Annotated in this window: 18 protein-coding genes and 1 tRNA gene; 15 read left to right on the forward strand and 4 right to left on the reverse strand. The window is 42.2% G+C overall.

All coding sequences use genetic code 11. The annotated features are described in order from the left end of the window. Positions 1–157: 157 nt before the first annotated feature. The 3 genes from ACLL8Z_RS05020 to odhB all read left to right on the forward strand — a co-directional run bounded on the left by ACLL8Z_RS05020 (position 158) and on the right by odhB (position 5,688). Complete coding sequence (locus tag ACLL8Z_RS05020; RefSeq protein WP_411273669.1) at positions 158–1,576, forward strand: DASH family cryptochrome; 1,419 nt, start codon at positions 158–160, stop codon at positions 1,574–1,576. A gap of 69 nt (positions 1,577–1,645) precedes the next feature. Beyond that, entirely contained in the window at positions 1,646–4,435 is a 2,790-nt protein-coding gene (locus ACLL8Z_RS05025) for a 2-oxoglutarate dehydrogenase E1 component (protein WP_411273670.1), read from the forward strand. Positions 4,436–4,455: 20 nt separating this feature from the next. Next, entirely contained in the window at positions 4,456–5,688 is a 1,233-nt protein-coding gene (gene odhB / locus ACLL8Z_RS05030) for a 2-oxoglutarate dehydrogenase complex dihydrolipoyllysine-residue succinyltransferase (protein ID WP_411273671.1), read from the forward strand. Between the two features lie 252 nt (positions 5,689–5,940). Here odhB and ACLL8Z_RS05035 read toward each other — a convergent pair whose 3' ends face one another. Next, complete coding sequence (locus ACLL8Z_RS05035; RefSeq protein WP_411273672.1) at positions 5,941–6,678, reverse strand: head GIN domain-containing protein; 738 nt, start codon at positions 6,676–6,678, stop codon at positions 5,941–5,943. 132 nt (positions 6,679–6,810) lie between these two features. Then, on the reverse strand, positions 6,811–8,448 hold the full coding sequence (locus ACLL8Z_RS05040; RefSeq protein WP_411273673.1) for a M1 family metallopeptidase: 1,638 nt from the start codon (positions 8,446–8,448) through the stop codon (positions 6,811–6,813). Positions 8,449–8,710: 262 nt separating this feature from the next. Between ACLL8Z_RS05040 and lpdA the strand changes: the two genes are divergently transcribed. The 8 genes from lpdA to ACLL8Z_RS05080 all read left to right on the forward strand — a co-directional run bounded on the left by lpdA (position 8,711) and on the right by ACLL8Z_RS05080 (position 14,790). Beyond that, positions 8,711–10,114 (forward strand): dihydrolipoyl dehydrogenase, encoded by a 1,404-nt coding sequence (lpdA, locus tag ACLL8Z_RS05045; protein WP_411273674.1) that lies wholly within the window; start codon positions 8,711–8,713, stop codon positions 10,112–10,114. Positions 10,115–10,255: 141 nt separating this feature from the next. After that, positions 10,256–10,702, forward strand: coding sequence for a sterol desaturase family protein (locus ACLL8Z_RS05050; RefSeq protein ID WP_411273675.1), 447 nt, complete (start codon positions 10,256–10,258; stop codon positions 10,700–10,702). 20 nt (positions 10,703–10,722) lie between these two features. After that, positions 10,723–11,736: a UDP-N-acetylmuramate dehydrogenase gene (gene murB / locus ACLL8Z_RS05055; RefSeq protein ID WP_411273676.1), complete on the forward strand. Its 1,014-nt coding sequence runs from the start codon at positions 10,723–10,725 to the stop codon at positions 11,734–11,736. Between the two features lie 186 nt (positions 11,737–11,922). Further along, positions 11,923–12,459 carry a sigma-70 family RNA polymerase sigma factor gene (locus tag ACLL8Z_RS05060; RefSeq protein WP_411273677.1) on the forward strand — a complete coding sequence of 179 codons (537 nt, stop codon included), beginning with the start codon at positions 11,923–11,925 and terminating at the stop codon, positions 12,457–12,459. 217 nt (positions 12,460–12,676) lie between these two features. After that, positions 12,677–13,351, forward strand: a complete 675-nt coding sequence (locus ACLL8Z_RS05065; protein WP_411273678.1) for a lycopene cyclase domain-containing protein — start codon at positions 12,677–12,679, stop codon at positions 13,349–13,351. A gap of 5 nt (positions 13,352–13,356) precedes the next feature. Further along, on the forward strand, positions 13,357–13,590 hold the full coding sequence (locus tag ACLL8Z_RS05070) for a cytochrome b5 domain-containing protein (RefSeq protein WP_411273679.1): 234 nt from the start codon (positions 13,357–13,359) through the stop codon (positions 13,588–13,590). Positions 13,591–13,744: 154 nt separating this feature from the next. After that, on the forward strand, positions 13,745–14,227 hold the full coding sequence (locus tag ACLL8Z_RS05075) for a RidA family protein (protein WP_411273680.1): 483 nt from the start codon (positions 13,745–13,747) through the stop codon (positions 14,225–14,227). Positions 14,228–14,250: 23 nt separating this feature from the next. Further along, on the forward strand, positions 14,251–14,790 hold the full coding sequence (locus ACLL8Z_RS05080) for a RidA family protein (RefSeq protein WP_411273681.1): 540 nt from the start codon (positions 14,251–14,253) through the stop codon (positions 14,788–14,790). 239 nt (positions 14,791–15,029) lie between these two features. Here ACLL8Z_RS05080 and ACLL8Z_RS05085 read toward each other — a convergent pair whose 3' ends face one another. After that, complete coding sequence (locus ACLL8Z_RS05085) at positions 15,030–16,688, reverse strand: DUF4476 domain-containing protein (protein ID WP_411273682.1); 1,659 nt, start codon at positions 16,686–16,688, stop codon at positions 15,030–15,032. Positions 16,689–17,060: 372 nt separating this feature from the next. Here ACLL8Z_RS05085 and ACLL8Z_RS05090 point away from each other — a divergent pair, with 372 nt between their 5' ends. From ACLL8Z_RS05090 to ACLL8Z_RS05100, 3 genes are all read left to right on the forward strand, one after another. Then, positions 17,061–17,945 (forward strand): M48 family metalloprotease, encoded by an 885-nt coding sequence (locus tag ACLL8Z_RS05090; RefSeq protein WP_411273683.1) that lies wholly within the window; start codon positions 17,061–17,063, stop codon positions 17,943–17,945. 164 nt (positions 17,946–18,109) lie between these two features. Beyond that, entirely contained in the window at positions 18,110–19,066 is a 957-nt protein-coding gene (locus ACLL8Z_RS05095) for a CvpA family protein (RefSeq protein WP_411273684.1), read from the forward strand. 252 nt (positions 19,067–19,318) lie between these two features. Continuing rightward, positions 19,319–19,495, forward strand: a complete 177-nt coding sequence (locus ACLL8Z_RS05100) for a hypothetical protein (RefSeq protein WP_411273685.1) — start codon at positions 19,319–19,321, stop codon at positions 19,493–19,495. Between the two features lie 64 nt (positions 19,496–19,559). Here ACLL8Z_RS05100 and ACLL8Z_RS05105 read toward each other — a convergent pair whose 3' ends face one another. Continuing rightward, positions 19,560–20,477 carry a PfkB family carbohydrate kinase gene (locus tag ACLL8Z_RS05105; protein ID WP_411273686.1) on the reverse strand — a complete coding sequence of 306 codons (918 nt, stop codon included), beginning with the start codon at positions 20,475–20,477 and terminating at the stop codon, positions 19,560–19,562. A gap of 133 nt (positions 20,478–20,610) precedes the next feature. Here ACLL8Z_RS05105 and ACLL8Z_RS05110 point away from each other — a divergent pair. Further along, positions 20,611–20,684: transfer RNA gene (locus tag ACLL8Z_RS05110), tRNA-Asn, on the forward strand. The last annotated feature ends 41 nt before the right edge of the window (positions 20,685–20,725 follow it).

The following is a 20,725-nucleotide window of genomic DNA, read 5'->3' on the forward strand; positions in this document are numbered from 1 at the left end:
TTTGCAGAAGCATCTAATGAGTTTTCACAATAAACTATAGGAGAATGTAAAAACTTACAAGAGGATGATCATAAATGTCAACTCTAAGACCGTAATTTGAAAAACCATTAGACTCTTGAGGAAAATTATCAGAAGCTATCCATATAGCTAATAACATATGAGCGGAAAAACCATTTTAGTTTGGTTTAGAAAAGATCTACGAATTCACGATAATGAGATACTGACTGAGGCGGTTCGCAAAGGCGAGACTGTTGTTCCTGTTTATTGTTTCGATCCTCGACAGTTTGAAACTACGTCCTTTCAGACTGAAAAAACAGGCTCTATCAGGGCTAAATTTTTGACCGAATGCGTTGCGGATCTACAGAATTCATTGCAAAAGCTTGGAGCAGACCTCATCATCCGTACAGGTAAGCCAGAAGATATTTTACCCGAGCTTGTTACTAAATACGAGGTTACGGAGGTTTATCATCACAGAGAAGTGGCTTCAGAGGAAACTAGAGTATCTGCAGATGTAGAGAATGCACTATGGAGATTGAAAATAAACCTTAAGCACTTTATCGGTCACACCTTATATCACAAAGAGGATCTTCCGTTTCCTATAAATAATATTCCTGACGTTTTTTCTTCATTCCGAAAAAAAATAGAACGAGATAGTTCAGTCAGAAAATGCACCGATTCCCCTCGCAACTTCAGTATTCCTCCAAATATGGAAAGCGGAGTGGTTCCATCCATGTCTGAACTGGGTTTTGTCGATATTCAAAATACTGATGAACGTTCAGTGATGAAATTTAAAGGTGGGGAAACAGAAGCATTGGCGCGAATGCACAGCTATTTTTGGGAAACTGACGCGGTAAAGAATTATAAACAAACCAGGAACAGTTTATTAGGGGCTGACTACTCTTCGAAGTTTTCTGCCTGGATAGCCTTTGGCTGCCTGTCGCCCCGTGAAGTTTATTGGGAAATTAAAAAATATGAGCAGGAGAGAGGCTCCTCCGATTCTACTTACGCACTATTCCTTCAACTACTGTGGCGCGATTATTTCCGTTTCATGTTTAAGAAATATGGGAATAAGTTCTTTCAGAAAATCGGATTTAAAGGTGTGGCTCCTGAAGAGGCTGAACATCAGCAAGACCACTTTGAATTATGGAAGCAAGGGAAAACGGGTGTCCCATTTATTGACGCAAATATTAGAGAACTGAACTCCACAGGCTTTATGAGTAACCGCGGAAGGCAGAATGCAGCAAGTTTTCTGGTTAAAAACCTTAAAGTAAACTGGATGTGGGGAGCGTCTTACTTCGAAGAGAAGCTGATCGACTATTGCCCGGCAAATAACTGGGGAAACTGGGCTTATATAGCAGGCGTAGGCAATGACCCTAAAGAATACCAACACTTTAACGTGTTGAAGCAAGCAAAAGAGTTTGATCCAAACGGTGATTACGTACGGTTATGGGTCCCCGAGCTTGCTGCAGTCCCTGGTGCGATGATTCACCAGCCCTGGACCCTGTCTGGCCTGGAACGAGAAAAATACGACCTCAGCGAATATATGGTGCGACCGCCCTTTGCACCAGAGGTTTAAAATGGTAATCTTTTTCACGATTCTATGCTTAAAATCTTATTTTTGTGTCGCAAAAGATTTTGTTTATAAATGGATAACTTATCATACATCAGTAACGCGAATTCTGCCTACATCGATTCTCTCTACCAATCATATAAACAAGATCCAAATTTAGTTGATTTTGGCTGGCAGAAGTTCTTTGAGGGCTTCGACTTTGGCCGCGGTTCTGACGCAGGGGTAGTAAGTGCTGAAACTCCGGATCATTTTTTCAAGGAAATCAACGTGTTGAATATGATCAATGGCTATCGCCAGCGAGGACATTTATTTACAAAAACAAATCCTGTTCGTGAGCGAAGATCATATTATCCGGGAAAGGAACTGGAAACCTTTGGCCTGCAGGATTCCGACCTGGAAACGGTATTTAATGCTGGGGTAGAAGTAGGCCTTGGCCCTGCAAAACTGAAGGACATTATCGCATTGATTGAGGAAACCTATTGCCAGTCTATAGGTGTAGAATACAAATATCTTCGTAACCCCGAAAAGTTAAAGTGGTTCGAAAAACGAATGGAAAGTGAGCGTAACACGCCCAATTTCAGCATTGAAACTAAAAAAAGGATTCTTGGGAAGTTAAATGAGGCTGTTGTTTTTGAGAACTTTCTCGGAACTAAATTTCTCGGTCAGAAGCGCTTTTCGCTTGAGGGTGCTGAGTCCGTAATTCCCGCACTTGATTCTGTAATTGAAAAAGGCGCAGAGTTGGGGATTGAAGAATTTGTGATCGGTATGGCGCATCGGGGACGGCTTAACGTTCTTGCCAATATCATGTATAAAACATACAAGAATATTTTTTCGGAATTTGAAGGGAAAGGATTCGATGTAAACACGCCTTTTGGAGGTGATGTGAAATATCATTTGGGATATTCTACTGATGTCGAAACAGTGGGCGGTAAGAAGGTTCACTTAAGTTTGTGTCCAAATCCATCGCATCTGGAAGCTGTTGATCCACTCGTAGAAGGGATGGTGAGGTCTAAAATAGACTTCAAATACGGCGGGGATTATAAACGCATTGCTCCGATATTGATTCATGGCGATGCATCTCTGGCCGGACAGGGCATAACTTATGAGGTTTTGCAGATGGCAAAACTTGAGGGATACAGAACTGGGGGTAGCATCCATCTGGTAATCAATAATCAGGTAGGATTTACTACTAATTATAAAGATGCGCGATCATCAACCTATTGTACTGACCTTGCTAAAACTACGTTATCACCAGTTTTTCACGTTAATGGAGATGATGTCGAAGCACTGGTCTATGCAATAAATATGGCAGTTGAATATCGTCAGAAGTATCACAATGATGTCTTTATAGATATTCTTTGTTATCGTCGTTTTGGACACAACGAGGCAGACGAACCTAAATTTACTCAGCCATTATTGTACAAGGCTATTGAAAAACACCCCAATCCAAGGGAGATATATAATAAAAAGCTACTTGAACAAGGTAGTGTAGATGCCAGTCTTGCCAAGGAGATGGAGAAAAACTTCAGAGCATTATTACAAGACAGGTTAAATGAAGCTAAAGAGGATGAGACGTATTCAGCAATGAATTCTGTTCTCGCCGGATCCTGGAAGGGGCTTCGCCTGGTAACTAACTGGGTAGACACTCCATCTGATACAAATGTTCCAGCTAAAAAATTACTGGATATAGCTAGAAATATTAGTACCCTGCCATCAGATAAGAAGTTTTTCAAGAAAATAGAGAAGCTTTTTGATGATCGTAAGAAGATGTCGGAAACAAAAGTTTTCGATTGGGCAATGGCTGAATTAATGGCCTATGGATCGTTGCTTAGGGATGGCTTCCGTGTACGGGTTAGCGGACAGGATGTTGAGCGTGGAACTTTCTCGCACAGGCATGCTGTACTTACACTCGAAAATTCTGAAGAAGAATATGTACCCTTAGCACAATTAGATAGCGGTGCCGCTAAATTTGAGATTTATAATTCGCATTTGTCCGAATATGGTGTACTTGGCTTTGAATATGGTTACGCTCTTGCTAACCCAATGGCTTTGGTGGTATGGGAAGCGCAGTTTGGAGATTTCGTGAATGGTGCTCAGATCATTATCGATCAGTTCATTACAAGTGCGGAAACCAAGTGGCAGCGTTCAAACGGTTTGGTGATGCTGCTTCCACATGGTTTTGAAGGACAAGGTCCTGAACATTCGTCAGGCAGGATAGAGCGCTTTATGGAGGCTTGTGCCGATGATAATATTCAGGTTGCAAATTGTACTACCCCGGCAAATTTCTTTCACCTTCTACGCCGTCAGCTTAAGCGCGATTTCCGTAAGCCACTGGTAGTTTTTACTCCCAAAAGCTTATTGCGCAGTCAGCAGTGTGTTAGTAAACTTGAAGAATTCACCGACGGTGGGTTCCGTGAGGTAATTGACGATACTTATGTAAAAGCCGGTGATGTTAAACGTGTACTGTATTGCACCGGTAAAATTTATTACGATTTGCTTGAGAAACAGCAGGCTGATAAAAGAAAAGATGTTGCTATCATACGTGTTGAGCAGCTCTATCCCACTCCGTTTGAACAACTGGATTCTATAAGATTAAGGTATAAGAAAGCTAAAGAGCACGTTTGGGTACAGGAAGAACCAGAAAATATGGGTGTTTGGCCTTATATTGCAAGGAAATTCCGCAGATCTGCATTTGATTTCGACGTGGTTTGCCGCAAAGAGAGCAGCAGTACGGCTACAGGATATGCAAAGCAGCACATTACCCAACAATTATTAGTTGTTGGTCAGGCGTTCGAAACGTCCGCCGGGCCTGAGGTTAAGAAAAAAGTAGAGAATACAACAAAAAAAGTTGTTAATATAGACTAATAGAAATAATAGAAACCATTATGAGTTTAGTAATCAAAGTTCCGCCTGTTGGCGAATCTATTTCGGAAGTAACCTTATCCCAATGGATTAAAAAAGATGGCGATTACGTGGAAATGGATGAGGTTATTGCAGAGCTGGAATCTGACAAAGCCACCTTTGAACTAACAGCTGAGAAAGCTGGAACTTTAAAAACTATTGCTAAGGAAGGCGATACTTTAGAAATTGGTGCACCTGTCTGCAGTATTGAAGAGGGGGGAAGTGCTGACAGCAAAGCTGCAGGGCAGGAATCTGCTCCGGAAAAAGAAGAATTAAAACCAGCTGCGGTTAAATCTGAAGAAAAAGAATCAACCTATGCTTCAGGCAGTCCATCACCAGCTGCTGCTAAAATCCTTGCTGAAAAAGGGGTTGACACATCCAGTGTAAAAGGAACAGGAGTTGACGGCCGACTGACCAAGGAAGATGCCTTGAATGCAGAAGCTGGAAAAAAACCTGCAGCTGCAGCCCCCGCTAAAGCTCCGACGGCCCAGCCTGCCAAGGTTTCAGTTCCGGGTTCAAGAGTTGAGCGTCGCGAAAAGATGTCTTCGTTACGGAAAACAGTGGCTAAACGCCTTGTAGCTGTACGAAACGAAACGGCCATGTTAACTACATTTAACGAGGTTGATATGCAGCCGATAATGGATTTGCGTACTAAATACAAAGATAAATTTAAAGAAAAACATGGTGTTGGTCTAGGTTTTATGTCATTCTTTACCAAGGCTGTTTGTGAAGCACTTAAGGATTTCCCTTCTGTGAATGCGCGCATTGATGGAGAGGAAATAGTTTTCAATGAGTTTGCTGATATTTCAATAGCCGTATCTGCACCGAAAGGTTTAGTTGTTCCGGTAATAAGGAATGCTGAGGCAATGTCGCTTGCCCAGATTGAGGCGTCGGTTATTGACTTGGCCACGAAAGCCCGTGATAGTAAGCTAACCCTTGAGGAGATGACAGGCGGAACATTTACCATTACGAATGGGGGTGTTTTCGGATCTATGATGTCGACTCCAATTATTAACGCACCACAGTCGGCAATTCTTGGAATGCATAATATCGTAGAGCGCCCTGTAGCTTTAAATGGACAGGTAGTTATTCGCCCGATTATGTATGTTGCTCTTTCATATGATCACAGGATCATTGACGGGCGGGAATCTGTTGGTTTTCTTGTTCGGGTTAAGCAGCTGTTGGAAGATCCGGCAAGGTTGTTACTCGGAATATAGTTGTACTTTATACGTTAGCTGCACCAATGAAGATAAAGGTTGTAGGTTATAAGTTTTAAGTTAACTGCACCAATGAAGTTATAAGTTGTAGGTCATAAGTTTTAAGTTAACTGCAGAACATCAAAAGCCCGCTGAATCCAACGGGCTTTTGATGTTTGTATCTATTTTTATCGGGACCGGATCATATGAAAGCTACAATCCTATGAATTCCATTAAACTTGTGCTCCAGCCCTAATTACTTGCTCCTTGCTTCTATAATTTGCTAATCCTCCCCGAACCACTTTTGCTCGACTTAACATTTGCACTACCGTTATATCTTATATTTCCGGATCCGCTCATTGCCGCATCAAGCGCTCGATCGGCGTTTACAGAAATGTTTCCAGATCCGCTCACTTTCGCACTCGTTACATTTGTACGAAGTCCGTTGCCTTCAAAATCACCCGAACCATTTACGTTAATTTTCGCATTTTCTGTATGTCCGCTCGCTTTGATTTCTCCTGAACCACTAATTATGGCAGAGTAGTTTGTCGCTTCAAGCGCAAGAGAAATATTTCCTGAGCCGCTGAGAGTCGTTGAAAGATTAGTAGATTTTACAACGCCCTTTACATTAATGTCTCCGGATCCGCTGAGCGTTATATTTTTCAGTGATTTGGCTGTTACATAAATATTAACCTTGCCGCTCCAATTGCGGTTCCAACTACCGTTATTGTTCTTATTCCTAATCTTTAATGTTCCCTCCTCAACTACAGTTTCAATTTCCGCAATTTGTTCGGCATCACCTTCGAGTCGCAGATTCTCGGTGCTACCCATTGTAATAATAACATTGTAGCTTCCCGATGAAGAAATGCCCGTAAAACCGGATACGACTCGTGTATCGTCAGCTACTACATGCTTGCTTTTCACAACGGTTATTAAAGCGGACGAAGCATCCAGTTGGGAACCAGCAATTAGAAAGGCCAGAAGCACCAGGTAGTTTTTAAGATATCTCATGATTATTGTTTGGTTAAGTTTCGTACTATATCCATAAGACGAGCCTTCCTGAAAAACGTTGCAGAGATTTGTAAATAATTTTTACTTAGGTTATTAGGGCGGAGTTGAATGCTGCAGTCCCTGTAGAAAAGCTTAATCCGCCTGTTTCACTGTGATAAAGAAATTCTCAATATCAGGTGTAAATGCTGATTTAAGCTTCAGGGTTTTCCAGGCTGTTGTGGGTTGGATCCATTGATTTTTGTTGCCCATGAGAATTCTAACCGGCATATTAAAACCGGGTACTTCTGAATTCCAACGATACTTTACAGTTCCGCTGCTCGTTTTGTATTCCAGTTCAGGAATACTGATGTACCGAAGATACTGCTCAAAAACTTTGGTGAGATCCTTACCTGATTTTGCATTAATGTAATTCACAACTTCAACGGTCGTAGTGGTCTTTAATCCGAAGTCTTTATTGAGTCCGCGGAGGATTGAACGCCATTTTACATCATCGTCAACAAGTGTTCGCAGCGTGTGAACCAGATTGGCACCTTTATAATACATATCGCCGGAGCCTTCTGTATTTACATCGTAAGGGCCGATGATGGGACTATCATTCCTTACCTTCTTTCTAACTCCGGCCAGGTACTTTGCACCGGCTTTTTTTCCATCAAGACTTTCAACATACAAACCTTCCGAATACATCGTGAATCCTTCATGAATCCACATGTCTGCAATGTCTTTTGAAGTGATGTTGTTTCCAAACCATTCATGGCCGGCTTCGTGGATTATAATATAGTCCCACTTTAGACCGTAACCAGTGCCGGAAAGGTCAGTACCCATATATCCATTAAGATATTTATTGCCATAGGCGACAGCACTTTGATGCTCCATTCCAAGGTAGGGCGCATCGATCAGTTTAAATCCATCCCTGTAAAAGGGATATGGGCCAAACCAGTTTTCGAACACCTTTAACATCGGCTTTACATTTGCTCCGAATTGTTTCCTGGCCTTGTCCAGATTTTCTCTGAGCACATAGTAATCCAAAGTAAGGTTTCCATTTTCGCCATTGTAGATGTCATCGAAATGCACGTAGTCAGCAATATTCAGGGTAACACTGTAATTATTGATTGGGTAGGAAACAAACCAGTCATAACGCGTGAAGCCGTTATTAAGTTTCTTTGTTGAACGCAAACGACCGTTGCTGATATCCATCAGGCCATCAGGAACAGAAACACTTATCATCATGCTGTCCACTTCGTCCGACTGATGGTCTTTTGTCGGCCACCAGGAACTAGCACCCAGGCCCTGACATGATACTCCCACCCAGGGTTTGCCCTGTTTATCCTGGGCAAAGGTAAATCCGCCATCCCATGGAGCCCTTTTTGCTACCAATGGGTTGCCGCTGTAATAAACTGTAAACTCGTCCTTGGTACCTCGCCTGATTAAACGAGGGAAATCTATGAAAACTGCATTAAACTCTCTTTGGAAGGCCAGTTCCTTTCCCTTATAAATCACTTTATCCACCGCGAGGTTTCCGAAAAGATCGAACTGCAGCCGTTGCAAATCTTGAGTAGCGGTGAATTTGAAAATATTTGTGCCGATGATAAACTTATTGTCAATATCTATTTTCACATCCAGGTGATAGTAGTTAATGTCATAGCTTCTCTGCGGTGTAAGCTTCCCGCGGAGTGTGTCTGCTTTTGTAAAAGTCGGGACTTTATTCTGGCCGAATCCTGAAAGGGTACTTAGGGCCAGTAAGAAAACTATCAAAGTTGATTTTAGGTTCATTTCAAGATACTATTCTAACTGGTTTGCGGGATTATAAAATTATGAAAAAAAATGGTTGCTTCGTCGTGCCTCCCTGCCGGCCGGCAGGCGGGCTCGCAAGGACAACCACGCTGGATTCTTAGTCATTGCGAGTGGAGCGCGGCAATTGCTTCGTCGTACCACCTACCAGGACACCGTTACCAGGAGCGTGTCATTGCGTGCGGAGCGCGGCAATCTCGTCCCTATTTCTTAACTTTGCTCTGTACATAAAAATTATCCTTGCATGCAATTTGACGTTATAGTTATTGGAAGTGGACCCGGCGGATATGTTGCCGCAATTCGTTGTGCTCAATTGGGTATGAAAACTGCAGTTGTTGAGAAATATAACACATATGGAGGTACCTGCCTTAATGTGGGCTGTATCCCATCAAAAGCTCTTTTGGATTCTTCCGAACATTATCATAATGCGTTGCATAACTTCAAGGAGCATGGAATTAACCTAAAAGATCTGAAGCCGGATCTTAAACAAATGGTTAAACGTAAAGATGATGTGGTTGCCCAAACTACAGGGGGTATAGCTTTTCTGTTCAAGAAGAATAAGATCACTGCCTTCCAGGGAATGGGATCAATGATTGATAAAAACACAGTCAAGATTACCAAATCAGACGGAAAATCAGAAAATATTACAGGTGCCAACATTATACTGGCGACAGGTTCTAAACCCACTGAGCTGCCGTTTCTTAAAACAGATAAAAAGAGAATCATAACTTCAACAGAAGCGTTGAATTTAACTGAAATACCTAAGCACCTCATCGTTATCGGTGGTGGAGTTATCGGACTTGAACTCGGATCTGTTTATGCCAGATTGGGATCAAAAGTAACTGTTGTTGAATTTATGGATACCATAATCGCAACTATGGATAAAGGTTTAGGTAAGGAACTACAAAAAGTTCTATCGCGACTTGGAATGGAGTTTCTGTTAAGCCACAAAGTAAGCGGAGCGACGGTGAAGGGTGGTAAAGTAACCGTTAGTGCTGATAGTACAAAAGGCGAAAAGATTGCTGTTGAGGGTGATTACTGTATTGTTGCAGTTGGTCGTACAGCTTATACCGAGAGCCTCGGTCTTGAAAATATCGGTATTAGTCTGGAAGAGCGCGGGAAGAAAATTCCGGTTAATGAGCATCTGGAGACTTCAGTGCCGGGAATTTATGCCATAGGCGATGTGATCAAAGGCGCTATGCTGGCTCACAAAGCTGAAGATGAAGGGACTTATGTAGCTGAACGTATCGCCGGACAGAAACCGCACATCAATTATAACCTGATTCCGGGAGTTGTTTACACCTGGCCGGAAGTGGCAAGTGTTGGCGAGACTGAAGAGCAGCTGAAAGAACGCGGTATTAAATACAAAGCGGGGTCGTTCCCTTTCAAAGCAAGCGGCCGGGCGCGTGCCAGTATGGATACCGATGGATTTGTTAAAGTACTGGCAGATGTTGGCACTGATGAGATACTCGGAGTCCATATGATTGGCCCGCGTGCAGCTGATATGATTGCTGAAGCGGTAGTAGCGATGGAGTTCCGGGCCTCGGCCGAAGACATAGCGAGGATCTCTCACGCACATCCGACTTATACGGAGTCATTCAGAGAGGCAGCGATGGCGGCGACGGAGAATAGGGCGATTCATATTTAAGTTATACGTTGTACGTTATACGTAATACGTTGCACATCGGTTAAGTTATACGTGATACGTAGCACAGCTGTTCAGTTATACGTTGCACAGCGTCTAGTAACGTATAACGTATAACGTACAACGTAAAAACGTATATTACCCATGCAAATCATAATAAGCCTAGCCCTAATAATCACAACGCTCATTTTCATGGAGGCATTCTCCTGGGCGATTCACAAATACCTCTTCCACGGCCCGCTCTGGTTTATTCATCAGTCACACCATAAGCCCCATACGAGCTGGTTTGAGGCTAATGATGTATTCAGTATACTTTTTGCGGCAATTTCACTGTATCTAATGTGGGTTGGAAGGGAAAGTCTGGATACAGCGTTTTGGATAGGTGTAGGAATTTCGGTGTATGGACTTATATACTTCATCTTCCACGACTGGTTTATTCACACTCGTGTGAAGCCATTTAAAACTAACAACCGCTATCTTTTGGGAATAAGAAGGGCCCATAAGATTCATCATAAATCAATGGATAAAAATCCTTCTGAGGAGTTTGGATTATTGCTAGCTTCGGGAAAATATTTCAGGAAACGTAAGTAAGATCAAGCTGCCGGAATCTCATGATTATACAGGAAAATGTCTCTCTAAAGGACTTGAATACTTTCGGTGTAATGGCACGGGCGCGAATGTTCGCCGACATTAAAAGTGAAGAAGACTTAAATGCTCTCTTTTCCGATGAAGATATTAAACAAGTTCCGAAGCTTGTGCTTGGTGGCGGCAGCAATATGCTTTTCACAAAGGATTATGATGGACTTGTAATTCACATGAATATTCAGGGTATTAGCCACAGATCTGAGGGTAATGACGTCTACCTGAGTGCCGGGGGCGGTGAAATATGGAATAATCTTGTCAATTTTTCGGTCGAACATGAATTCGCAGGCATGGAAAATATGAGCTTGATACCTGGTTCTGTGGGCGCGTCACCCGTTCAAAATATTGGGGCTTATGGAGTAGAGCTTATGGATGTTTTCCATTCCTGCAGGGCTTTCGAAATATCATCCGGCCTCATCCGGACATTCACCAGAGATGAATGTAATTTCAGTTACCGCGATAGCATTTTTAAAACGACATTAAAAGATCTTTATATTATCACAAAAGTAACGTTTAAACTTTCAACTGTTTTTTCTCCCAAAGTCACCTATGGGGCCATTCAAGAGGAGCTCGATAAACGTAATAAAATTAAACCTACAATTAAGGATATTTCATCCGTCGTTTCACATATCCGCGTCGGCAAATTGCCAGATCCAAAAACGATAGGGAATGCGGGTAGTTTTTTTAAGAATCCCATAATTCCGGTAGGCAAATTTATACAGTTGCAGTCCAATTTTCCAGACATAGTTCACTACCCCGCTTCTCAAGGCTTTATAAAGCTTGCTGCGGGGTGGCTTATTGAACAATGCGGGTGGAAAGGAAAGATTTTAGGGCAAACCGGTACCTGGAAGAACCAGGCACTTGTAATAGTGAATGTGGGAAAAGCATCTGGTAATGAGATATATAACTTTTCTGAATTAATTGTTGCGAGTGTCCAAAACCGATTTGATATCACTCTTGAACGGGAAGTGAATATTATCTAAAATTCGAACATTTGCCCGGTTGAATTTTGCCAGGCTTCTTTAACTACATCCTATCTCTACTCTTTTTACCCAAATATCCTAAACAGGCATACACTTTGTTGGTTAATATGCGTCTACTTGAAAACACTTAGTTCCTTTGAATTGCGAAGAAATAAGTGATTTGTTTACTCTCTAACCTAAACAAAAATGAACACAATCGAATTCAACACTATGGTTACGCGCCAGGCGAGCTCTCTCAAAATGTACGCTTTACACTTTACTCATGATTCAGATGATGCAAATGACTTGGTACAGGATACTATGTTGAAAGCCATCACCTACTACAATAAGTTTAAAGAGGGAACTAACCTTAAAGGATGGTTATATACCATCATGAAAAACACCTTCATTAATAATTACAGGAGATTCGTTAAGATAAGTTCCTTCGTTACCAAGTCTGATGATATCTCATCTGCCAATCTGATGTATAGTGCTACACTAAACCAGGGTGAACCAAAGTTCATCATGGAGGATATTAAAAATGCATTGGGAAAGCTTCCGGATGAATACTACGTTCCATTCACAATGCATTTCGAAGGGCATAAGTATCATGAAATCGCTGATCGCTTAACAATTCCAATTGGAACAGTTAAAACAAGGATTCATGTTGCCAGAAAACTGCTTAAGAAATCGTTGAGACCTTATGATACTGATTTACGGAGCACCCAATTCGCGATTAATTGATTTCGCGATAGTAAAAGCTTCATAACATAAGAATCAACTTTACTTATATGAAAGCACCGGGAGAAATTCCGGTGTTTTTTTTGTTCAGGGATTTTACCGTAGAGTGCGCAGAGTTTATGCAGTGATTACAGAGTTCTATCGTGCATAAGTTAGATATTTAACCGCTATATTTAACCACCCAGCCTGGTAACTGATAACTGGTAACTGGCAACGAATTATGAAGTCCGCCTATCTTTTAATCAACTTCCTGACAATCCTGTTTCCTGTTTTGCTTTCCTTCGACAGCCGTGTACGATTTTATAAAAGCTGGAATTATATATTCCCCGGGCTTTTTATTACAGGACTCCTTTTCCTGGTATGGGATCACCTTTTCACTATTCTCGATGTCTGGTCTTTTAATCCTGATTATGTGATAGGTACATACATTCTTAATTTGCCTGTCGAAGAGATTCTGTTTTTCGTAACGGTTCCATTTGCCTGTATATTTATCTACGAGTGCCTGAACTTCTACATTAAAAGAGACCTGCTTGGAGAAGTTTCCAGGCCTATAAGCATTATTCTGATCATTTTAAGTATAATCTTACTTTTGATTTTTTACGACCGGGTGTATACACTAATCACTTTTGGACTATTGCTGCTGGTTTTAAGTTATGTAGAATTCATCCAAAAAGCCAATCTCGGCAGGTTCTACTTAGCTTTTCTCGTTTCACTACTCCCATTTTATGTCGTTAATGGAATCCTTACATCAATCCCCATTGTAATGTATAACGATGCTGAGAACATGGCATTCCGGATTGGCACTATCCCTTTTGAAGATCATTTCTATTCAATGTCTATGTTGCTCATCAACATTCGCTTGTTTGAGTATTTTAAAAAGAGAGAGACTGTTTGAGGCTGATGGATTTTCCTAAATACACCAGGCAATACCTTGCACTCCGGAATGGACAGGATAAACCCGATATTTGGATCGCTTATAAAGGCTTGATATATGATGTTACCGAAAGTCGCCTTTGGAAAAACGGTAAACATTATGAACATTGGGCAGGGCAGGACCTTACTGACGAACTGAAGGATGCTCCGCACACTGTGGCAGTTTTTGAGAGGTTTAAGGTGGTGGGGAGATTGGTTTGAGGATAATCGAGTAGTAAGTATCAAGTAACAAGTTTTGCTTCCGGATTAATTTGATAAGAGTTTAGGCATCCTACGGCTAGACGCTGTTAAAAACTTCATGAGCTTTGGACTAAGCCTGCTTGTTTCTTATATTTAATGAACCAAGCTCCGAAACATGAATCGAATAGAAATCCTCACGGGTTTAACTCTTTTACCTCTGGCAGGTGCTGCAGTAAGGCTAGCGGCTTTTCAGAGCCCGCCTGTTGCCGCAGAACCGGAAGAATGGCTGCCTAAGAAGCAGTTGATTCGGGGCGCAAATTCATCCTGTCTGCGTTCTGGCCACTTACTTTTTGTGGGAGGTATCGGAGGATGGTACGCAAACCGGCGGCCGGAACCGGGAGATGCGAAGGTTCAGATAACCGGTGCTCTGACTAGTATGAAAGAAGCACTGGAAGCTGCCGGCTCAGGCATGCATAATGTGCTACAGATTTTCATGACCGTTTGCGAACCGAAAAAGAATCTTGCGAAGCTTAATGAGGGCTATTATGAATTCTTTCCAGAGAATCCCCCCGTGCGCTCATTCAGCAGTTCCAAGCCCAGCCAAATGGGGCGGGATGGTATCCTCCTGCAGGTAGGATGTATAGCTTACGTAGACTGATCATTCAATTAAAAGATCATAAGATGAACCGAAGAAACTTACTTAAAAGCCTAACCTTGCTGCCTCTGGCTGGAGCGGCGATTGCCGTGTCGTCCAACGAAGCCATGGCGCAAAGGAAGAGAAAAGGACAATGGACACCAAAGAAACAGGTGGTTCGCAAAAGCAACAGCGGCGGGAACACAAATACCGTTGTACCTACATCCCAGGGACCGGTGCCAGTTCTTTCCGGCTGTATCCGTTCAGGTCACTTACTTTTTGTTTCGGGCATAGGTGGCTGGTATCCGGAAAGAAGGGCAGACCCAGGAGATATTAAAGTTCAGATAAAAAGTATTCTTGATACATTAAAAGAAGTTCTTGATGGCGCCGGATCGTCTATGGCTAATGCTCTCAAAGTGCATATGACCGTTGTTGAACCGAATAAAAATATAGCTCCCCTAAATGAAGCCTATCGGGGCTACTTTCCTGATCCGGCACCCGTTCGTTCTTATACCGGTACCAGCGCCGAATTGATGGGGCGGGATGGTGTGCTGGTGCAATTGGATTGTATTGCTTACGTAGACTAGGACTGAGTATCAAGTATCAAGTATCACGACTTGGGGGTGGTTAAGGAGTATGATGAGGGTACTAATTAAGGTACGAGAAAGGCCTTTCAGGGATTAACTGAATGGCCTTTTTTGGCATGTGTTTATTTCGAACTGTAAGTTGAATTATGTGTACCCAATCGGAAATAGAATCGTTTTTCTTGACCGCCTATCCACTTCCGACTTCCAACCTCCGACTTCAGTCCTCCGACCTCCGACCTCTAATTCACCTGATAACTCTTCACATATGCTGTCAATTCGTCTTTGCTCGACTGCATTTGAAACAAATCATTTAACTTTGTAAAGTTTGCGGGATCCGTAACTGTTTTATATGACATTTTCGCAAGTTCCAAACGGCTAGGCTCCGCGTTAATTAAAAGGAGCAGCTGTTTTATCTGAGCAGTTGTAAAGAAATTATTCGGGTTTGCAAATACGTCCCTTTCAGCTTGCACCTTAAGAAGTTGCAAAAGATTACTTCTGATGCTAAGAACCAAGAGGCTAAAATCACTATTGCTCATAGGAGTTCTCACCGTGGAAGTCACTGTCACTCCTGTTTGTGCACTTGCGAAGGTGTTAAATTCATTTCTGAAACTGGTCGAAGTGAAAAGGTCGCCCAGTTGATAGAACATGTTTGGATCCATAACTGAACGGAACGACAGTTTCGCTAAGGCTAGCCTATCGGATTCTGATGTAACTTGTGTGAGTAGCTGTCTGATTTGTTCAGTGCTGAAGTAATTATTTGTGTTGATAAACGCATCCCTCACAGCATCTGTTTTGAGTGCCTGCGACCATTTAGACTGGATGCTGGTCATCAACAAATTGAAATTATTAACCGTCATTTGTGCTTTCATCCCAGTATTGACGGCTACTCCACCTTTTGAAATAACATACTCGTTGAATTCAGTGCGGTTTGCGGTGCTGGCAAACACATCAACAAGGGATGCAAAATTATTTGCATCGGTTACTATTGGGTAAGCCATTTTAATCAAATCCATCCGGTCGCTTTCTGAAGTCACAAGTCCCATCAATTGCCTGACCTGGGTGGTTGTATAGTAATTGTTTGAATTGGTAAAAGCATCTCTAATGGCTTCACCTTTGAGTGATTGCGACCATTTACTCTTGACATTAGTAACCAGAGTATTGAAGTTTGAATCCGAAATAAGTACCCGTGCACTGATAGTAGAGGCTGCACTCATTTGGACAAACTCAGCAAATTCATTTCTCCTGGTCGTGCTGCTGAAAACATTACTCAAGGCAGCAAAATTTGAAGGATCTGTAACCCCAGCATAAGCTAGCTTGGCAAGATCCAGTTTATCGCTCTCGGAGGTAACCAGGACAAGTAATTGTCGGACTTGAGCACTGGTGAAGCGATTATCTGTGTTCATAAATACGTCCCTGATCTTCTCAGCTTTAATCGCCTGCGAAGATTGTGATTGGACGCTTTGCTTAAGGGTATTGAAAACCGCAGTAGCCATAGGGCCCGTGCTTACCGGACTGGTCATTTCAGAGATTACTTCACTGAACTCAACCGCTCCATTTGCACGCACAGTAATATTCATTTCATATCCTTCCCTCAGTACGAAGTTATTCGAATAGACTAATGTGTTTTGAGAATTAGCATTGGCGGATACGCTATTGCTCTTCAAGCGGTATAGCTTTAATGCGTGTGTACCTGTTAAGATATTGTCGACCGATATCATATAATTTGGAGCGTTGTTCGTACCGGTATTCGAAAAATAACGCTTGTCATCAATTCTTACCTCATAGTTATTGGTAGTTTTAGTGACGCCCCTGAATATGATATTCACCGTGCTGGTCGTTTGTGCAATTCCCGCCACGGCGAGGAAACAAATGATTAAAGTGCTAAGTATAGTTTTCATTGTTTTGTTATTTAGTTATAGAGAGCTAGCAATATCCCTGCCATCAAATATTTAGTCGAATATCATATTCATTTACAATATGTTATGTCTAATTTTTGCACGATAGGGGTGTCGGCCCGCCCTGGCCAGAAATAGACACAATTAGTTTAATATCGGAGAAATATCAGACACCTATTTAAGAATAACTTTGGACGCGGAACAATTTTCATGGCATTTGCGGTTCATGAATTATTTTGGTAAAATATATGAGGCTAATCAGGCCCATTTTTCAGGGGGCTGTTTGTAGATGAAAGCCACAGGAAACTTCCTGCGGTAATCTGTGTTATAACATAATTACCGGTCCCTCCGTTATTAGCTTATTACCCCGATTGTATGAAACGAATAGTGCTATTCCTCCTGTTATGTTCCCAAATTGCTTTTGCACAGAAGACTAACCAGTGCGGTATATTAATTCCACCGCCTTCAAAAGTCTATAATTTTCTGAGCGCGTATGAGGCAGGCGCATATGTAAGAACAATTCTCGACAGCGTAAACTGGAAGCAGAATTTTACTCTTTTGGAGCAAAGCGGTATTAATAACGCATATGCGACAATTATTCGCAACAAACGTTTTATCATTTATGATAACAGGTTCCTTACAGCACTGGATCAATATTCGAATACCAATTGGGCCTCAGTAAGCGTCCTTGCTCATGAGATTGGCCACCATTACCATAGCCATCTTGTTTCGGGAAATGGAAGTACCCCAGCTAAAGAACTCGAGGCGGATTATTTTTCAGGTTATGCATTGGCCAAAATCGGAGCAAGCCTCGGAGATGCCACCGCTGCTATACAAAAGATCGCACCTGCCTTGGGTAATACAAGTCACCCGGGAAGGGCAGCACGCGTAGACGCAATACAGAAAGGCTGGTACTATGCTAAAGGAATCAATACTTCATCTACAACTGCTGCCCGCCCGGCGGTACCTCAGCCCCAACAAAATCCACCGCCGCCTGTAAGTGAAAGCAACTGGATTAATTTAGCATTATATGGTAATAGTGCCATGACTGTTTACCTCTCCGACGATGGAAGGAATTACAGTCCGGTTCTTCTGAAAACCACTCAGCCATTTGTGTTTAAATATGAAATATATAACTACGGTTTTTTACGTCTTGTAAACAGCCCTAATGCAGAAACCTACAAACTGATCCATAACAAGGATTACTCGATTATCTGGAACAGAAGGGCGAATAATTGGACGGTAGTAGAGGTCAAATAGAGCCGGGAACTGGAACCAGGAATCAAGACTGGTGTCATTGCATGCCAGCAGGCAGGGGCGTGAAGCAAACGTTTAAGTTAAGTATCAAGATTGAGTAAGGAACGAAAAGGTCAAGGTATAAGGAATAATGACAGAAGCAAGGGTAGGAAGTACAAGTAAATGAAATGAATCCGGTAGACGTTATATTACTTCTGATTGTTCTTCTTGCCATATATGCCGGCTATCAAAAAGGCTTTATTCTTGGAGGAATTGATCTGCTACTCTTAGCTGTAGGGCTTGTCTTTGCCTTTTGGGCATCAGGGTATGTAGTAGCCATTTACGAGAAATTTGCCGGACCGGCAGGGGTGTGGACCCTTCCTTTGGCATTTATTGCATGCTTTGCATTAGCTAGAATGCTAATATGGGCCATTGCGATGAAAGGATTGACAAAGCTTCCTCTCCGGGTGCATCACAGTATAACCAATCGTCTATTTGGGACTATCCCAGGTTTGGTTAACGGATTGATTTACATAGCAATTCTCGGCTCGTTGCTGTTAGCGATGCCCTTTTCGGATGGTATTACCGCGAACGCTCGTGAGAGTTCATTAGCTACCGCTGCAAGTCCGCATGTCCAGTGGATTGGTGATAAATTGGCTCCCGTGTTTGAAGATGCAGTCAGCCGGTCGATGACCAACCTTACCTTGGAGCCGGATGCAAAGAAGTCCATAACTTTAGATTTCACTCTAAAGGATCCTAAAGTGCGCGAGGACCTGGAGGCGGAAATGTTATTACTTGTAAACCAAGAAAGGAAGAAAGAAGGGCTTCCAGCTTTAGAACCCGATCCTGAGATGAGGAAAGTAGCCAGACTGCATTCGGAAGATATGTTCGCCAAAGGTTATTTCTCACATATTAATAAAGAAGGAGAAAGCCCATCTAAACGCGCACGCGATGAAAATGTTGGCTTTTTGACGGCTGGCGAAAATCTTGCGCTGGCACCAACACTCGAGTTAGCTCATACCGGCCTGATGAACTCTCCGGGCCATAAGGCAAATATCCTGCATCCCGCATTTGGACGGCTGGGCATAGGTATTCTGGATGGTGGAAGGTATGGGTTGATGGTTACGCAGAATTTTAGAAACTAATACGGGGAGTGAAATGTGATACGTTTTACGTCTGGAACCGCTAGCTAATGCTTACAGAAAATGATTGTTACCCTCAATAAAGTTAAAATGAGTTTACTTAACGGCAAACTTAAAGGTATTGCCAGAGTTATTGTAATGCAAGTCATTATCGATTTAAGTGGTCAAAATGGAACTAATTAGCTGTCCCTTTTCACCGATTCTGATTAGGTAATCACCCAGAATTTAAGAAAAATTAAAATCACAATAATTAAAATGGAAAAATTTCAAGTTAAAGCATTCGGAGCTGCATCACGTGCAGATGATCTGATACTGATGAATATAAATCGCCGGGAGGCTACTGAAACAGATATTGAAATCGATATCCTGTTTTGCGGTGTATGCCATTCGGATCTGCATACTGCGAGAAATGATTGCCTCACATTTCTGTGAGGCTTTAATTCCACTTCTATGTCGAGACACGTCTAGAAAAAGAAGGGTTGTGGTATCGATTACTTTATTCAATAACAAAACTGCTCAACTTCACAAACTTCTCCACCCTTCCCGAGATCTGCTCTTGCGTAAGATCCATTATCTTATCTGTGCCGAACTTCTCTACACAGAATGAAGCAAGTGCAGAACCGTAGATGATTGCGTTCTTCATACTTGCGAAATTAACTGTTCCTACTTGTGCAAGATATCCGATAAATCCACCAGCGAAGGTATCTCCGGCACCGGTTGGATCAAAAACTTCTGCCAAAGGCAAGGCTGGAGCAGAAAATATTAAATCTTCGTGGAAAAGAAGAGCACCGTGTTCACCTTTTTTAATGATGAGGTACTTAGGTCCCATCTTCAATATTTTATTTGCCGCTTTTACAAGAGAGTATTCACCTGAAAGCTGCCGTGCCTCTTCATCATTGATTGTTAAAACGTCAATATTTTTGATCACGCCCAAAAGATCATCCAGAGCGATATCCATCCAGAAGTTCATCGTGTCTAAAACAATTAGTTTAGGGCGTTTTTTAAGTCGGCTGATTACGGTTTGCTGAACCTGCGGAGTAAGATTCCCCAGCATAAGGTACTCACAGTCCTGGTAGCTCTCCGGAATAATGGGATCAAAATCAGCAAGAACATTTAATTCAGTAGCCAGAGTATCGCGGCTGTTCATATCGTTATGATATTTGCCGGACCAAAAGAAAGACTTCTCTCCTTTTTTTATCTGTAGCCCTTCGGTATCGATACCGTGATCGTTAAAGTTCTTAATATCAGATGCGTGAAAGTCATCACCCACTACGCCAACAATTTTAACTTTGTCGTAGAAGTACGAAGCAGCAAGGCTCGCATAGGTAGCGGCGCCACCAACAATTTTCTCTGTTTTTCCGAAAGGAGTTTCAATTGCGTCAAAGGCAACCGTACCAATAATAATCAAGCTCATAATTATTTTAAAAAATTTTGATGCAAATATTGGATTAATAATTTAAAATCCCGAATATTGCACTCCCGAAAGGATAGTCCCTGCGCAGGCAGGGAGCTTAAAAAAAACCAGAGACTACACTAGTAGTCTAAATTCCCGAGTAGCTCAGCTGGTTAGAGCATCTGACTGTTAATCAGAGGGTCACTGGTTCGAGCCCAGTCTCGGGAGCTTGACAATCAAGCGATTAGCCTCACTTAATCAAGTGGGGC

Origin of the sequence: Daejeonella sp. (assembly GCF_046590655.1) — a bacterium.
In the GTDB taxonomy this organism is placed as follows: Bacteria; Bacteroidota; Bacteroidia; order Sphingobacteriales; family Sphingobacteriaceae; genus Daejeonella.

Excerpts from the sequence above, each read along its gene's own strand:
- ACLL8Z_RS05020 (WP_411273669.1), top strand. The coding sequence starts at position 158 with ATGAGCGGAAAAACCATTTTAGTTTGGTTTAGAAAAGATCTACGAATT.
- ACLL8Z_RS05025 (WP_411273670.1), top strand. The coding sequence starts at position 1,646 with ATGGATAACTTATCATACATCAGTAACGCGAATTCTGCCTACATCGAT.
- odhB (WP_411273671.1), top strand. The coding sequence starts at position 4,456 with ATGAGTTTAGTAATCAAAGTTCCGCCTGTTGGCGAATCTATTTCGGAA.
- ACLL8Z_RS05035 (WP_411273672.1), bottom strand. The coding sequence starts at position 6,678 with ATGAGATATCTTAAAAACTACCTGGTGCTTCTGGCCTTTCTAATTGCT.
- ACLL8Z_RS05040 (WP_411273673.1), bottom strand. The coding sequence starts at position 8,448 with ATGAACCTAAAATCAACTTTGATAGTTTTCTTACTGGCCCTAAGTACC.
- lpdA (WP_411273674.1), top strand. The coding sequence starts at position 8,711 with ATGCAATTTGACGTTATAGTTATTGGAAGTGGACCCGGCGGATATGTT.
- ACLL8Z_RS05050 (WP_411273675.1), top strand. The coding sequence starts at position 10,256 with ATGCAAATCATAATAAGCCTAGCCCTAATAATCACAACGCTCATTTTC.
- murB (WP_411273676.1), top strand. The coding sequence starts at position 10,723 with ATGATTATACAGGAAAATGTCTCTCTAAAGGACTTGAATACTTTCGGT.
- ACLL8Z_RS05060 (WP_411273677.1), top strand. The coding sequence starts at position 11,923 with ATGAACACAATCGAATTCAACACTATGGTTACGCGCCAGGCGAGCTCT.
- ACLL8Z_RS05065 (WP_411273678.1), top strand. The coding sequence starts at position 12,677 with ATGAAGTCCGCCTATCTTTTAATCAACTTCCTGACAATCCTGTTTCCT.
- ACLL8Z_RS05070 (WP_411273679.1), top strand. The coding sequence starts at position 13,357 with ATGGATTTTCCTAAATACACCAGGCAATACCTTGCACTCCGGAATGGA.
- ACLL8Z_RS05075 (WP_411273680.1), top strand. The coding sequence starts at position 13,745 with ATGAATCGAATAGAAATCCTCACGGGTTTAACTCTTTTACCTCTGGCA.
- ACLL8Z_RS05080 (WP_411273681.1), top strand. The coding sequence starts at position 14,251 with ATGAACCGAAGAAACTTACTTAAAAGCCTAACCTTGCTGCCTCTGGCT.
- ACLL8Z_RS05085 (WP_411273682.1), bottom strand. The coding sequence starts at position 16,688 with ATGAAAACTATACTTAGCACTTTAATCATTTGTTTCCTCGCCGTGGCG.
- ACLL8Z_RS05090 (WP_411273683.1), top strand. The coding sequence starts at position 17,061 with ATGAAACGAATAGTGCTATTCCTCCTGTTATGTTCCCAAATTGCTTTT.
- ACLL8Z_RS05095 (WP_411273684.1), top strand. The coding sequence starts at position 18,110 with ATGAATCCGGTAGACGTTATATTACTTCTGATTGTTCTTCTTGCCATA.
- ACLL8Z_RS05100 (WP_411273685.1), top strand. The coding sequence starts at position 19,319 with ATGGAAAAATTTCAAGTTAAAGCATTCGGAGCTGCATCACGTGCAGAT.
- ACLL8Z_RS05105 (WP_411273686.1), bottom strand. The coding sequence starts at position 20,477 with ATGAGCTTGATTATTATTGGTACGGTTGCCTTTGACGCAATTGAAACT.